General features: G+C 72.5%; 9 protein-coding genes. 5 read left to right on the top strand and 4 right to left on the bottom strand.

The features are described 5' to 3' along the window. The first annotated feature begins 411 nt into the window (after positions 1–411). Together ACIO6U_RS33275 and ptsP are read left to right on the top strand one after the other, a co-directional pair. Positions 412–861, top strand: coding sequence for a PTS glucose transporter subunit IIA (locus ACIO6U_RS33275; RefSeq protein ID WP_355344104.1), 450 nt, complete (start codon positions 412–414; stop codon positions 859–861). Between the two features lie 90 nt (positions 862–951). Continuing rightward, on the top strand, positions 952–2,622 hold the full coding sequence (ptsP, locus tag ACIO6U_RS33270) for a phosphoenolpyruvate--protein phosphotransferase (protein WP_391050064.1): 1,671 nt from the start codon (positions 952–954) through the stop codon (positions 2,620–2,622). A gap of 133 nt (positions 2,623–2,755) precedes the next feature. Here ptsP and ACIO6U_RS33265 read toward each other — a convergent pair whose 3' ends face one another. Then, the gene (locus tag ACIO6U_RS33265; RefSeq protein WP_401724820.1) at positions 2,756–3,739 is read right to left on the bottom strand and encodes a hypothetical protein; all 984 of its coding nucleotides are present in this window, start codon (positions 3,737–3,739) and stop codon (positions 2,756–2,758) included. A 38-nt stretch (positions 3,740–3,777) separates the two neighbouring features. Continuing rightward, a complete protein-coding gene (locus tag ACIO6U_RS33260; protein WP_401724817.1) occupies positions 3,778–5,085 on the bottom strand; it encodes an MFS transporter in 1,308 nt (435 codons plus the stop codon). 94 nt (positions 5,086–5,179) lie between these two features. Between ACIO6U_RS33260 and ACIO6U_RS33255 the strand changes: the two genes are divergently transcribed. Both ACIO6U_RS33255 and ACIO6U_RS33250 read left to right on the top strand, forming a co-directional pair. Further along, positions 5,180–6,508: an aminotransferase class I/II-fold pyridoxal phosphate-dependent enzyme gene (locus ACIO6U_RS33255; RefSeq protein WP_401724814.1), complete on the top strand. Its 1,329-nt coding sequence runs from the start codon at positions 5,180–5,182 to the stop codon at positions 6,506–6,508. A 118-nt stretch (positions 6,509–6,626) separates the two neighbouring features. Continuing rightward, a complete protein-coding gene (locus ACIO6U_RS33250) occupies positions 6,627–8,222 on the top strand; it encodes a cellulose binding domain-containing protein (RefSeq protein ID WP_401724811.1) in 1,596 nt (531 codons plus the stop codon). A gap of 40 nt (positions 8,223–8,262) precedes the next feature. Here the strand turns inward: ACIO6U_RS33250 and ACIO6U_RS33245 are convergent, their stop codons facing one another. After that, positions 8,263–10,281, bottom strand: coding sequence for an acetoacetate--CoA ligase (locus ACIO6U_RS33245; RefSeq protein WP_401724809.1), 2,019 nt, complete (start codon positions 10,279–10,281; stop codon positions 8,263–8,265). A gap of 419 nt (positions 10,282–10,700) precedes the next feature. Here ACIO6U_RS33245 and ACIO6U_RS33240 point away from each other — a divergent pair, with 419 nt between their 5' ends. Continuing rightward, a complete protein-coding gene (locus ACIO6U_RS33240; protein WP_401724806.1) occupies positions 10,701–13,061 on the top strand; it encodes a glycoside hydrolase family 31 protein in 2,361 nt (786 codons plus the stop codon). An 11-nt stretch (positions 13,062–13,072) separates the two neighbouring features. On the opposite strand, the gene ACIO6U_RS33235 is transcribed toward ACIO6U_RS33240, so the two are convergent. Continuing rightward, entirely contained in the window at positions 13,073–13,597 is a 525-nt protein-coding gene (locus ACIO6U_RS33235) for an NUDIX domain-containing protein (protein WP_401724803.1), read from the bottom strand. Positions 13,598–13,603: the final 6 nt, after the last annotated feature.

Raw genomic sequence — 13,603 nt, 5'->3', positions numbered from 1 at the left:
GACTTTTGGCACGCTGTTGAGTTCTCAAGGAACGGAAGCTTCCTTCAGACCGTTTCACCGGCCCTCCGGGCTTTCCCTTCGTCGTGTCTCCGACTTTAGCAGAAGCTATTCGGTCGGAATTACCAACCCCGTTCCGAGCACACACGTTTCCGCGGGTCTCGTCGAGGCGGTTGTGCCAACGTACTGGACTCCCCCGCTCGGAGCAAATCGACCGCGGCCGTTGCGGTCGCGGTGACAGTCACGGTGGCTGAGGGTGGCCGGATGACAGACTTCCGATCGGGAAGGGTCATCATGTGGTCGCTTCCGCTCGGGCGGAATCCATACTTGACATGACTTAGGCTGCTCTCGCGGCCTCGCCGTCCGGTGACAGGCAGTGACGGCGTCTTGAGCTCCGCATATAGGAGGCTTCCCATGACGACCGTTTCTTCTCCGCTGGCCGGACGGGCCATCGGGCTCGCGGCAGTGCCCGACCCCGTGTTCTCCGGCGCCATGGTGGGACCGGGTACGGCCATCGACCCCGTGCGCGAGTCGACGGTGGCGGTGTCCCCGGTGGACGGAGTCGTTGTTTCTCTGCACCCGCACGCGTTCGTCGTCGTGGACGACGAAGGGCACGGAGTGCTGACGCACCTCGGCATCGACACCGTTCAGCTCAATGGCGAGGGATTCGAGTTGCTGGTGTCCAAGGGCGACACCGTCAGCCGCGGCCAGGAGGTCGTCCGGTGGAATCCGGCGGCCGTCGAGGAGGCCGGGAAGTCGCCGGTGTGCCCCGTGGTCGCGCTCGAGGCCACGGTGGAAGCGCTCGGCGAGGTCGCGGAGAGCGGCGAGATCGAAGCGGGCGGCACTCTCTTCACCTGGAAGTAGTCCCGCGCTCCGCCAGGAGTCAGGCCAGCGGGGGCACGCAACCTAAGCGGCGGCGTCATCGACCCGCCGCATCGACCGGAGACGGGTGAGATGGAGACAACGCTGCGAGGCGTCGGTGTCAGCCACGGTGTGGCGATCGGCGAGGTACGGCACATGGGCACCGCTGTTCTGGAGCCGCCCGCCAAGCAGATCCCGGCGGACGACGCTCCGCGCGAGCAGGGTCGGGCGCGGCAGGCCGTCGAGGCGGTGGCCGCCGATCTGACCGCGCGCGGTCATCTCGCGGGCGGCGAGGCGCAGGCGGTGCTCGAGGCGCAGGCGCTGATGGCGCAGGACCCGGAGCTGCTGGCCGACGCCGAGCGCCGGATCGCGGTGGGGAGTACGGCCGAGCGCGCGGTGTACGACGCTTTCGCCTCCTACCGGGCGCTGTTGGCGGGCGCTGGTGAGTATCTGGCCGGTCGGGTCGCGGATCTGGACGACGTGCGGAACCGGATCGTGGCGCGGCTGCTGGGTGTGCCGATGCCGGGTGTGCCGGACAGCGACGAGCCGTATGTGCTGATCGCGCGTGATCTGGCGCCTGCGGACACGGCGCTGCTCGACCCTGCGTTGGTGCTCGGTTTCGTCACCGAGGAGGGCGGGCCGACCAGTCACAGCGCGATTCTGGCGCGGGCGCTCGGGGTGCCGGCCGTGGTGGCGCTGCCGGGTGCGGGTGAGCTGGCCGAGGGAACGCTGATCGCGGTCGACGGCAGCACCGGTGAGGTGTTCGTCGAGCCGGACGAGGAGAAGCGGACCGCGCTGTCCGAGGCGGCGGCGGCCCGGAAGGCGGCGCTGTCGGCGTCGTCGGGTCCTGGTGCGACGTCGGACGGGCACAAGGTGCCGTTGCTGGCGAATGTCGGCGGCCCGGCCGATGTGCCCGCGGCGGTGGCGGCGGGGGCGGAGGGCGTGGGTCTGTTCCGTACGGAGTTCCTGTTCCTGGACGACTCCTCGAAGGCTCCGACGGAGGACAAGCAGGTTCAGGCGTACCGCCAGGTGCTCGAGGCGTTCCCCGAGGGCCGGGTGGTGGTGCGCGTGCTCGACGCGGGCGCCGACAAGCCGCTGGAGTTCCTGACGCCCGCGGACGAGCCCAACCCGGCGCTGGGTGTGCGGGGGCTGCGGTCGCTGCTCGACCACCCGGAGGTGCTGCGGACGCAGCTCACCGCGCTGGCGAAGGCGTCGGAGGGGCTTCCGGTGTATCTGGAGGTCATGGCGCCGATGGTGGCGGACCGTCAGGACGCGAAGGCGTTCGCGGACGCGTGCCGTGCGGCGGGGCTGCGGGCGAAGTTCGGTGCGATGGTGGAGATTCCGTCGGCGGCGCTGCGGGCGCGGTCGATTCTCCAGGAGGTCGAGTTCCTGTCGCTCGGCACCAATGACCTGGCGCAGTACACCTTCGCGGCGGACCGGCAGGTCGGTGCGGTGTCGCGGCTTCAGGACCCGTGGCAGCCCGCGCTGCTCGACCTGGTGGCGGCGTCCGCGGACGCGGCTCGGGCCGAGGGCAAGAGCTGTGGTGTGTGCGGTGAGGCGGCGGCGGATCCGCTGCTCGCGTGTGTGCTGACGGGTCTGGGTGTCACCAGCCTTTCGATGGGTGCGGCGTCGATTCCTTATGTGCGGGCGACGTTGGCGAAGTACACGCTGGCGCAGTGCGAGCGTGCGGCTGCCGCGGCTCGGGCGACCGACAGCGCCGATGATGCGCGGCGGGCGGCGCAGGGCGTGCTGTCCGGCGAGTGAGCCGACGACGGCTACGACGGCGGTCGGGCCGGTTGGCGGAGGGCGTTCCACCCGTGCGGGGTGGGGCGCCCTCCGCCGTTTTGTCATCGGCCCGGTGTTCCGCGCTAGCCGGTCCCGTACTGCGGCCTCTCCCTCATGTGAGGGGTCCGAAGGGACCCGTCGGGCCGATGTGGTCGACGGGCGGTGGCGGCAGGGGGAGTCCCGCGCGGTAGACGACGCCGTGCTCGGGCGGTACGGGGTCGCCGGTGGCGGCGTCGGTGCAGTAGGCGTTGAAGACCTCCGCTTCGGTGAGCGGGTGGAGGTGGCCGTCGCGCAGGGACCAGCCGCGTACGGTGTCGGGCCGTTCGTCGTCGTGGGTGGTGCGCAGGACGACGCCTCCGGTCCGGCCGGTGGCGGTGCTGGCGGCCATGACGGTGCAGAGCACGAGGGCGTCGTTCTCCGCGAGTTCGATCGTGTCGTCGGTGTCGGCGTGTACGTGGACGGCGGCGAGCAGTGGGCCGTCGTCGGCGGGGAGGCTGCACACGACGTGGTGGGTGCCGGGGCCGACGGTCTCGATGAGGCGCAGCAGGGTGTCGGAGGCGCGGTCGAAGGCGCAGTGGGCGAGGTCCTGTCCGCAGTCGGGGCAGGTGCCTGCCCGGGTGAGGGCGTCGGTGGCGCTCTCCCAGGTGGCGCGGCGGTCGGCTTCGTGGGCGAGTTGGGCGCGCAGCAGGGTGAGGGACTGGCGGGTGTAGGCGATGGAGGGGCCCGCGGCGGTCGCCTCCGCGGTGTAGTGGGTGCGGGTGGTGGCGCTGTCCGGGGGCTGGCGGGTGGTGGTGCAGTAGGCGGCGTAGGCGTCGGGGTCGAAGAGTGTGACGGCGATGTGGTGGCCCTGGGCGTGCAGGTGGCGGAGGAAGGCGTCGACGGCGTGCAGATACTGTGCGTAGTTGTCGAAGGCGAAGCTGCGGTGGTCGGTCAGGGCCGCGAAGTCCTCGTCGTCCAGGAGCAGGGCGACGACGGTGGGGGCTTCGCGGCGCAGCGCCCTGCGGTGGGCCGCGCGGTGCCGGGGCGGGCGTTGTGCCTGGTCGGCGCGGGCGTGGCGGTTCTTGCGGTGGGTGGTGCGGTTCTTGGTGCTGGACATGCTTCCCCCTCGGTGTGGCACCGGGGTCCCGATGACCCCTAGTGCTCACTCACCGTAACCGGGGGCACTGACAACGGCGGTTCTGCGGCGGTCGGGTGCGGTCGGTCGAGGCGGCGCAGGACCAGGCGGCGTTGCAGGAGCGCGGCGGCGGCGAGTACGGCGCCGAGCGCGATCCAGCCGGTCGGTCCTGTGGCGATGACGACGGAGGTCATGAGCAGCGGGCCGACGCAGCGTGAGGTGGACTGGGCGAGGCCGTGCACGCCGACGTAGCTGCCCTGTGCGTCGTCGGGTGCGAGGGCGACGGACAGTTCCCAGGAGATGGCGGACTGGATCATCTCGACGACGGTGAAGGCGATGGCGGCGGCGAGGATCGCGGCGGTCGCGGCCCATCGCGTGTGGACGACGGCGACGGCCGTGGCGGCTCCGGAGAGCAGGAACCATACGGCGACCCGGCGCAGGGAGTCGGCGGCGACGCGTGGGGTCCTGCCGTGCCGGGAGAGCCGGACCTGGAAGGCGACCACGATGACGGTGTTGACGACGAAGATGGCGGCTGCGAGGCCGTGCGGGGCGTCGGTGCGGGTGATGATCCACAGCGGCATGCCGACGCTGAGCGCGCAGCCGTACAGGAACATCGCCGAGTCGAGGGCCGCGTAGAGGAGGTATCCGCGGTCCCGCCAGGGGTTCGAGGGGGCGCCGACTTCGCGGTGCGGGAGGGAGGTTGTGGCCGTGGTGGCGGTCGGGGCGGTGTGGGCGGCGACGGTTCTGCTGGCCGAGGGGGGTTCGGCGCAGCGGGCGACCAGGGCGGCGACGAGGACGAAGGACAGGGCGTCGCCGAGGAGCAGGCCGCGGTAGACCGCGCTGGTGCCGATGGCCAGGGCGGCGGAGGCCCCGAGGCCGCCGACGGTGTAGCCGACGTTGACGACGGTGCGCTGTACGGCCTGGTAGCGGGCGCGGTCGGGTCCCGCGACGCGGGCGGCGAAGAGTTTGGTGAGGACGGAGGCGGAGCGTTCGCCGAAGCTGCCGAGGGCGACCAGGGGCAGCAGTTGCCAGAAGCCGTGGGCGAGCAGGAGCAGCAGGCTGGAGGCGCCGCGCAGGAGTTGGACGGCGAACAGCACGCGGGTGAGCGGCACGCGGTCGGCCAGGCGGCCCGCGACGGGCGCGCCCGCGATGCCGGCGGCGCCGCCGAGGCCGAGCAGCAGTCCGGCCTGGCCGGTGCTGAGTCCGCCGATGAGGACGAAGTAGAGGGCGGTGACGGCGACCCAGAGTCCTGAGCCTGTCTTGTCGATGAGGTTGATCCAGAGCATCCGCCGCCCGTCCGGGCCTCCTGGTATCGGCGGTATCCGCATCGTGTCCGCTCCCCCTCGTCACCGGGTCCGTTCGCCGCTCGTCCGCCACGTACTCGCTTGCCGTACGGCTTTGTATTGGTACATACTCATGTATGTGGCAACACAATATGCGATCAGCGGTGCGACGGCCAGGGAGATTGCCGCGTCGGCCGAACGGGCGGTGACCGAAGGGCGGTTGCGGCCGGGGGACGCGCTGCCGCCGGTGCGGACGCTGGCGGATGGGCTCGGCGTGAGTCCGGGGACGGTGGCGGCGGCGTACAAGGAGCTGCGGCGGCGCGGGATCGTGGTGACGCGCGGGCGCGGCGGGACGGTGGTCGCGTCGGCGCCCTCGGTGGCCTCGCGCCGTCCGCCCCGGGTGCCAGAGGGGCTGCGGGATCTGGCGGGCGGCCATCCGGACCCGGCCTTCCTGCCGGATCTGGTGCCGCCGGGACGGCTGTCGCCCGGCGCGCGTTCGCACCGCGCCTCGCCCCGGCTGCCGCAGTTGGAGGAGCTGGCGCGGGCGTGGTTCCGCCGGGACGGGGTGCCCGACGGGCAGGTGACCTTCGCGCACGGCGCGCTGGACTGCGTCGCGCGGCTGCTGTCGGTGGAGCTGCGGCCCGGCGACGCGGTGGCCGTCGAGGACCCCGGCTTCCACCATCTGCTCGATCTCGTACCGGCGTTGGGGCTGCGGACGCTCGCGGTGGCGGTGGATGACGAGGGGATGCGGCCGGAAGCGCTGCGGTCGGCGCTGCGGGCCGGCGCGCGGGCGGTGGTGCTGTGTCCGCGCGCGCAGAATCCGTACGGGTCGCGGGTGTCGGAGGCGCGCCGGGAGGAGTTGCTCGCGGTGCTGGCGGGGTCGCCCGAGGTGCTGGTCGTCGAGGACGACCACAGCGCGGACACGGCGGGCGGTCCGCTGCACTCGCTCACCACGGCGGGGGCGCGGGGTCCGGGGCGATGGGCGCAGATCCGTACGGTCTCCAAGCATCTGGGCACCGATCTGCGGTGGACGGCGATGGCCTGCGACCCGGTCACGCTCGCCCGCCACGACGGCCGGATGCTGCTGACGTCGGGCTGGGTCAGCCATGTGCTCCAGGAGACGGTGGTCCGGCTGATGACCGATCCGGCGACGGCGGAACTGGTCGCCGCGGCGGGGACGGCGTACACCGAGCGCCGCGAGGCGCTGATCGCGGCGCTCGCGGAGCACGGGATCACCGGGGCCGCGGTGAGCGGTCTGAATGTGTGGGTGCCGGTGCGCGACGAGGCCGCGGTCGTCAACGGCCTGCGGTCGCAGGGCTGGTGGGTGGCGGGCGGGTCGCGGTTCCGGATCGGTGCGGGTCCGGGCGTACGGATCACCGTCGCGGACCTGCGGGTGCCGGAAGCGGCCGTGCTGGCCGCCGACTTCGGTCGCGTGCTCGCCGACTCCGCGAGCACGTACGGGGGTTGAGGCACCGCACCGTGACGGGGGTGGTCAGTGAGGTGCCAGCGGCGCTATTGACGGGGGCGGCGCCGGTCAAGTATCCAGATCCTGGGCGGCATTGGTACAGACCAAATGGGAGTCCGGCATGCGAAGATCCCTCACACTCCTCCTCGCGCTCTTCGGCACGCTCGTCCTGTTCCTCGTTCCTCCCGCCTCGGCGGCCGGCGGCGTCGGCGCGGCCTTCGCCAAGACCTCGGACTGGGGCAGCGGCTACCAGGCGCAGTACACGATCACCAACGGCAGCGGTTCCGCGATCAGTTCCTGGAAGGTCGAGTTCGACCTGGCCTCCGGCAGCAGCGTCGGCAGCTACTGGGACGCGCTGCTGACCCAGTCCGCCACGTCCGGCGGCACGCACTACACGTTCACCAACCGCGACTACAACGGGACGCTCGCGCCGGGCGCCTCGGCCGTCTTCGGCTGGGTGGGTTCGGGAACCGCCACCCCCGCCAACTGCAAGCTCAACGGGGCTTCTTGCGACGCGGGCGGCGGTGGCGGCGGTTCCGACACCACGCCTCCGACCGTGCCCGGCGGCGTCACCGTGGGCTCGCCGACCAGCTCCTCGCTGACGGTGAAGTGGAACGCCTCGACCGACAACTCCGGTTCCGTGGCCGGTTACGAGGTCTCACGCAACGGCGGCACGCCGGTCGCCGTGACCGGCACCTCGTACACCGCGACGGGTCTCGCGGCGTCCACCGCGTACTCCTTCCAGGTCCGCGCCAAGGACGCGGCGGGCAACTACTCGGCGTACAGCGCGGCCGTCAGCGGCACCACGAGCGCGACCGGTGGCGGCGGGAATCCGAGCCCCGGCGTGATCCGTACCGCGCCGTACGTGGACATGGGCGCCTGGCCGACGCCGAGTCTCACGGCGATGTCCCAGGCGAGCGGCGTGAAGAGCTTCACGCTCGCCTTCGTCACCTCGGCGGGCTGCAAGGCGTCGTGGTTCAACGCCTATGACCCGCGCCAGGCGTGGGCGAAGGACCAGATCGACGCCATCAGGGCGGCCGGCGGGGACGTGAAGGTCTCCTTCGGCGGCGCGAGCGGCATCGAACTGGCCCAGGCGTGCGGTTCGGCCAGTGCGCTGGCCACCGAGTACGGCGCCGTGGTCGACGCGTACAACCTGTCCTACGTCGACTTCGACATCGAGGGCTCGGCGGTCGCGGAACCCGCGTCGATCGCCCTGCGCTCACAGGCGTTGGCGCTGCTCCAGCAGTCCCACCCGAGTCTGCGGATCTCGCTGACCCTGCCCGTGCTGCCCAACGGTCTCGACACGAACGGGCTGAACGTGGTCACCTCCGCGAAGAACGCGGGCGTCAACCTGGACATGGTCAATGTGATGGCCATGGACTACTACCAGAGCGTCGACTACGGCGACGCGGCGGTCCAGGCCGCCAACAGCCTGTTCGGACAGCTCAAGTCCCTCTATCCGACCAAGTCCGACGCGCAGCTCTGGGCGATGGTCGGCGTGACGCCGATGCTCGGCCAGAACGACGACGGACACGTCTACGACCAGGCCGACGCCCGTCAGCTCGTCGCCTTCGCGCAGAGCAAGCACCTGGGCATGCTCTCGTTCTGGGAGGAGGGCCGGGACGCAAACGCGTGCACCGGCGCCACCTACAAGTGCACCAACATCTCGCAGACGCCGTACGAGTTCTCGAAGATCTTCGCGGCGTACACCGGATGACGGCGACGCGGACGTGACCGTCGGCACCTGAAGTGACCTTCTACGAGCGGCCCTTCGCGCGTTCGGCGGCGAGCCGCTCGTAGAAGCGCAGCACCCCGAGGTCGTCCACCGAGCCCGGGTTGACGGCCTTGTCGAGCGCGGTGCCCTGGAGGAGCCGTTTGACGGGGACCTCGATGCGCTTGCCGGTGAGGGTGTGGGGGACGCCGGGGACGGCGATGACCTCGTCGGGTACGTGGCGCGGCGAGAGCTGGGCGCGGATCGCGGTGCGGATCCGGTCGCGCAGCGCGTCGTTCAGTTCCGCGCCGTCGGCGAGCTGCACGAACAGCGGCATCCAGTAGCCGCCGTCGGGCTGTTCGATCCCGATGACCAACGACTCGCGGATCTCCGGCAGGCGTTCGACGACCTCGTAGATGTCGGAGGAACCCATGCGGACGCCCTGGCGGTTGAGGGTGGAGTCGGAGCGGCCGTGGATGACGACGGTGCCGCGCGAGGTGAGGGTGATCCAGTCGCCGTGCCGCCACACGCCGGGGAACATCTCGAAGTAGCTCTCGCGGTAGCGGGCGCCGTCCGGGTCGTTCCAGAACCTGATGGGCATGGACGGCATGGGGTTGGTGACGACCAGCTCGCCGACCTCGTCGACGACCGGGCGGCCCTGCGCGTCCCACGCCTGCAAGTCGGTCCCCAGGCACGGCGCTTGGAGCTCACCGATGTGCACGGGGAGGGTGGGGACACCGCCCGCGAAGCAACTGCACACATCGGTGCCGCCGCTGACCGACGCGATCCACAGGTCTTCCTTGACCTCGTCGTGCAGCCAGCGGAAGCCGTCGGGCGGCAGCGGCGAGCCGGTGGTGGCCACGCACTTGACGGCCGACAGGTCGACGTCACGGCCGGGGTGGATGTCCGCCTTGCGGCAGGCGATCACATACGCGGCGGAGGTGCCGAAGACGGTGGTGCCGGTCTGTTCCGCCACCCGCCACTGGGCGGCGACGTCGGGGTAGCCGGGGCTGCCGTCGTAGAGCACGACGGTGGAACCGGCCAGGAGCCCGGAGACCAGGAAATTCCACATCATCCAGCCGGTGGAGGTGTACCAGAAGAAGCGGTCGTCCGGGCCGAGGTCAAGGTGGAGGCCGGTCTGCTTGAGGTGTTCGAGCAGGATGCCGCCCTGGGACTGCACGATGGCCTTGGGCAGTCCCGTGGTGCCGGAGGAGTAGAGCACCCACAGCGGGTGGTCGAAGGGCACGGCCTCGTACGCGGGCGCGGTGTCGTCGGCGGTCAGGTCCGCCCAGTCCAGGGCGCCTTCGGGGGCGGGCGTGCCGAGCAGCGGGATGTGCACGGTGGCGCGCAACGAGGGCAGCCCTGCGCGCAGTTCGGTGACGACGTCGGTCCGTTCGTGCCGCTTGCCGCCGTAGCGGTAGCCGTCCACGGTGAACAGCACGACGGGCTCGACCTGTTGGAAGCGGTCGAGGACGCTGCGGGCGCCGAAGTCCGGGGCGCAGGAGGTCCATACGCCGCCGACGGCCGCGGTGGCGAGCAGCGCGACGACGGCCTGCGGGATGTTGGGCAGGTAGCCGCTGACGCGGTCGCCGGGGGTGACGCCGAGGCGGCGCAGGGCCGCGGCGAGCGAGGCGACCTGGCGGCTGAGTTCGGCCCAGCTCACCGTGCCGGTCTCGTGGCTCTCGTCCAGGTGCAGCAGGGCGGGGGTGTCCGCGCGGGCCGGGTCGAGGGCCGGGCGCAGCGCGTGCTCCGCGTAGTTGAGGGTCCCGCCGGGGAACCAGCGGGCGCCGGGCATCGAGGCGTCGGCGAGCACCGTCTCGTACGGGGTGCTGAAGCGGACGTCGTACCACTCGGTGATCGCGCGCCAGAAGGCGTCGGGGTCGCGGACCGACCAGGCGTGCAGCGCGTGGTAGCTCGCGGCGGGGTCGCCGGCCACGGTTGCCGGGGCGCCGTACCGCTCGGCCGTCCAGTCCTGGAACCGGGTCACCTGCGCGCGGGCGATCCGCTCGGGTCCCGGCGTCCACAGGGGCTCCGGGCTGTCGGCGGGCTCGGGCGTGGTGCTCATATGGGCGGCTCCCCGGACGGTACGCGTCGTCGCGTATCTGCGGCTGGTCCCCTGCGGGCGGAATGTCCCGCCCCGGGCCTGGGCAGGACGATGCCATGTGATCGTCTTCGGCGCCAGGGCGGGGTGGCCCACGGGTCGCGCGGCGGGGGTCGGCGGGGGCTCTGACGAGGGGTTCCGAGGGGGTGGACCGGGTGGCGGGGCCTGTTGCCGGCTCCCGCCGGGGTTCCCGCCAAGATCCCTGGGAAGATCACTCACCGGGCCCGCGCGGGCCCGGCCCCGCCGCCGGGAGGGCACGGGCGCGCGGGGTGCGGTCCGGGTCGGCGGCGTCGGCGACCGGCGCGGGTCGCGCACCGCCCCCTCCAGGTGAACGGTGGCTGAACGAGCGGCGCGACCGGCGGTTTCGATGGAAGGGTGGGGGCATGGACGCTCGGGACCTGCTGCGGTCGGTGCGGACGGCGGGTTCCGCCGAGGGCCGGCGTGCCACACGCTCGGCCTGGCGGCGGCAGCGCACGGACGCGCGGGATCTGCCGCGGCGCGGCGCCGAGCGCGCCCGGGTGCCGGGTGCCGCGCAGGAGGTGGAGCCGCTGCCCGGCGGCGGCCGGGTGCGGTTCGCGCGCTCGGTGCTGCGGATACGGGTGGCGATCGGCGGCGCTGTCTTCTGCGGCTGGGACGGCGCGGATCCCGACCCGTCGTACGCGCTGGCCGACGGGCGGCCCGAGGCGGATCTGCGGGCGATCCTCGAACCGGACAAGGACGGCTGGCGGGTGGTGTCCGAGCGCGTCACCGTCCTGGTGTCGCGGCACGGCGCGGTGGAGATCCGCACGCCCGGCGGCGTGCTGCTGCGCAGGGAGCTGCCGCCGCGCTGGTGGGAGCCGACCGGCGGTGAGCCGGGGGTGGGCGCGCGCTGGGTGCAGCGCTCGGAGACCCCGGCCGACGCGCGGGTGTACGGGCTCGGCGGCCGGGCCGTGGGACCGCGGCTGCCCGCGGGCGGCTACCGGTTGTGGAACACCGACCCCGACGGCTCCTTCGAGCCGGGCGACGACCCGCTGTACATCACCATGCCGGTGCAGCTCGTGGTCGCCGACGCGGGCTGCCACCTGGTCTTCCACGACAACACGTGGGACGGCAGGGTGACGCTGCGGGACGGTGAGGAGGGTGCGGGCTCGGGCCACGACCGGCCGGGCGGCTGCGAGCTGCGGATGGACGGCGGGCCGCTGCGCTACTGGGTGATCACCGGTACACCGTCACGGGTGCTCAACGGCTGGACGGCGCTGACCGGCAGGCCCGCGCTGCCGCCGAGCTGGGCGCTGGGCCACCACCACTCGCGCTGGGGCTTCGGCAGCGAGCGGGAGGTGCGGCGGGTCGTGGCGGGCTACCGCGAGCGCGAACTGCCCCTGTCGGTGCTGCATCTGGACATCGACCACTTCGACGGCCACCAGGTCTTCACCGTCGACAAGGGCCGGTTTCCCGATCTGCCCGGTCTGGCCGCGGAGTTGGCCGAGTCCGGGATCCGGATGGTGTCGATCGTGGACCCGGCGGTGAAGGCGGAGCCCGGTGTGGCGGTCTACGACAGCGGCACCGAGGAAGGCGCGTTCGTGCGGGACGCGCGGGGCCGGGAGGTCAACGGCGTGGTCTGGCCGGGCGATGCGGCCTTCCCCGACTTCACCGACCCCCAGGTGCGGGCGTGGTGGGGCCGGTTGTACGCCGAGCGCCTCGATCAGGGCTTCTCCGGGGTCTGGCACGACATGAACGAGCCGGTGTCCTTCGTGTCCTTCGGCGAGAACACCCTGCCGCGCTCGGCGCGGCACTCTTTGGAGGGCCGAGGCGGCGACCACCGCGAGGCGCACAATGTGTACGGCCTGACGATGGCCCGCGCGGGCTACGAAGGGCTGCGCGAACTGCGCCCCGAGCAGCGGCCGTTCCTCTTCTCGCGTTCCGGCTGGGCGGGCATGCAGCGGTACGGCGGCACCTGGTCGGGCGATGTGGCGACCGGCTGGCCGGGGCTGCGCGCGTCCCTGTCGCTGGTCCTCGGGCTCGGCCTGTGCGGGGTGCCGTACTCGGGCCCCGATGTGGGCGGCTTCACCGGTTCACCGTCACCGGAGCTGTATCTGCGCTGGTTCCAACTCGCCGCGTATCTGCCGTTCTTCCGCACCCATTCGGCGATCGACGCGGGGCGGCGCGAGCCGTGGGAGTTCGGCCCCGAGGTGCTGGAGCACGCGCGGGCCGCGCTGACCGAGCGGGTGCGGCTGCTGCCGTATCTGGAATCGCTGGCGCACGTCGCGCACCGCACCGGCGCCCCGTACGTCCGCCCGCTGTGGTGGAACGCGCCGGGTGACCGGGCGTTGCGCGAGTGCGGTGACGCTTTCCTCCTGGGCGATGCGCTGTTGGTGGCTCCGGTGCTCGAACCGGGTTCGCAGACGCGGGCGATACGGCTGCCGCGCGGCCTGTGGTACGACACCGCGACCGGTACCGCGCACCGCGGGCCCGGTCAGGTGCTGCTCGACGCGCCGCTGGGCCGGATTCCGGTACTGGCGCGGGCGGGTGCGATCGTGCCGGTGGCCGGGGCGGACGGCGAGGTCGAACTGGAGGTGTGGGCACCGCGACTCGGCCGTACCGGGAGCGGTGTCGTCTTCAGCGGCGACCCGGAGGGCTGGGGCACGGCGTGGATGGAACGGTTCACCTCTCGGTGGGCGGACGGCGAGGTCGTGGTGGAGCGGGACGGCGCGGACGCCGGGGAGCCGGTCGGCTACCGGGTGCGGGTGCGCGGCACGGCGTCGTAGGGGCCGGTCGGTTACCGGGTGTGCGGCGGCGTGTCGTAAGCGCCGTCGAACCAGCGGCGGGCGGCCAGGGTGTGCAGGGGGAAGCCCAACTCGGCCGGGCGCGGCAGGATCTGGTGCCCGTCGGTCTCATCGGTCGGTACGGACGGCGGCAGTTCGGCCGCGTCGCGCTCCGGCAGCAGGCCGAACAGCAGCAGATATCCGCCGTCCTCGTCGGTGAGCGCGTCGGCGAGGGTGACGTCCGCCGCCGAGGCGCGGATGCCGGTCTCCTCCGACAGCTCCCGGACGACGGCCTGTTCCCAGCTCTCGCCGAAGTCGATGAAGCCGCCGGGAAGGGCGAGTCGGCCCAGGCGCGGCTCGATCGTCCGGCGGATCACGACGAGGCCCGTGCCGTCGGTGTGCCGTACCGGGAGCAGGGCGACGGCGACGGGCAGCGGGTTGCGGTAGCTGACGGCCCCGCAGTTCCCGCAGGTGCGCGGCCATCCGGGGTCGGCGCCGAAGGGCGCGCCGCATGACGAGCAGTGAGAGTCCTTGGCCACGGCGGG

It is taken from the genome of Streptomyces sp. NPDC087422, from assembly GCF_044744145.1.
Classification (GTDB): Bacteria; Actinomycetota; Actinomycetes; order Streptomycetales; family Streptomycetaceae; genus Actinacidiphila.
The sequence above is the reverse complement of the archived record's forward strand: the minus strand, read 5'-3'. Positions and strand labels throughout refer to the sequence as shown.

Bases quoted from the DNA above. Each gene is read 5' to 3' on its own strand.
- ACIO6U_RS33275 (WP_355344104.1), top strand. From the start codon at position 412: ATGACGACCGTTTCTTCTCCGCTGGCCGGACGGGCCATCGGGCTCGCG.
- ptsP (WP_391050064.1), top strand. From the start codon at position 952: ATGGAGACAACGCTGCGAGGCGTCGGTGTCAGCCACGGTGTGGCGATC.
- ACIO6U_RS33265 (WP_401724820.1), bottom strand. From the start codon at position 3,739: ATGTCCAGCACCAAGAACCGCACCACCCACCGCAAGAACCGCCACGCC.
- ACIO6U_RS33260 (WP_401724817.1), bottom strand. From the start codon at position 5,085: ATGCGGATACCGCCGATACCAGGAGGCCCGGACGGGCGGCGGATGCTC.
- ACIO6U_RS33250 (WP_401724811.1), top strand. From the start codon at position 6,627: ATGCGAAGATCCCTCACACTCCTCCTCGCGCTCTTCGGCACGCTCGTC.
- ACIO6U_RS33245 (WP_401724809.1), bottom strand. From the start codon at position 10,281: ATGAGCACCACGCCCGAGCCCGCCGACAGCCCGGAGCCCCTGTGGACG.
- ACIO6U_RS33240 (WP_401724806.1), top strand. From the start codon at position 10,701: ATGGACGCTCGGGACCTGCTGCGGTCGGTGCGGACGGCGGGTTCCGCC.